This is a genomic window from Streptomyces sp. 4F14, from assembly GCF_048159485.1.
In the GTDB taxonomy this organism is placed as follows: Bacteria; Actinomycetota; Actinomycetes; order Streptomycetales; family Streptomycetaceae; genus Streptomyces.
Genome location: NZ_JBLRVY010000103.1, coordinates 1 through 516, shown reverse-complemented (window position 1 = coordinate 516; position 516 = coordinate 1). Strand labels below are relative to the sequence as shown.

Sequence of the window (516 nt, the reverse complement as noted above, 5' to 3'; positions counted from 1 at the left end):
GAACCCAATCCCGAAGACGGACCCGATATTGGCGTCCGCGACGGACGTGAGAACGCCCTCCTCCAACAGCCGCACCGTGTCCAGCGCCTCGGAGAACAGCATGCGTTCCTGCATGTCCCGGAAGGGAATCTCCGCGCTCTCACGGGTGAAGTGCTCACGCAGCCCCGGCCACAACCCACCCCGCTTGCCGGAATCGTCGTAGTCGTAGAATCCCGCCCCACCACTACGCCCGGGCCGGTCGAATTCCTCGACCATGCGGTCGATGACGCTCTCGGCGGGATGGGAGACCCACGTGCCGCCCGCCTCCTCCACCGCCCGCTTGGACTCGTTCCGGATCTTGCGCGGCAGCGTGAGCGTGAGTTCGTCCATCAGCGACAGGACCTTGGCGGGGTATCCCGCCTGCGCCGCCGCCTGCTCGCCCGACGCCGGCTCGATGCCCTCCCCGACCATCGCGACGCCCTCATTGATGAAGTGGCCGATGACACGAGAGGTGAAGAAGCCGCGCGAGTCGTTCAC

The 516-nt window shown here is 66.9% G+C and carries 1 protein-coding gene; it reads right to left on the bottom strand.

Going from position 1 to position 516, the window contains the following annotated elements:
• On the bottom strand, nt 1-516 hold a 516-nt coding region (locus ACLZOT_RS49815; protein ID WP_416975960.1), incomplete at both ends, for a 3-hydroxyacyl-CoA dehydrogenase family protein.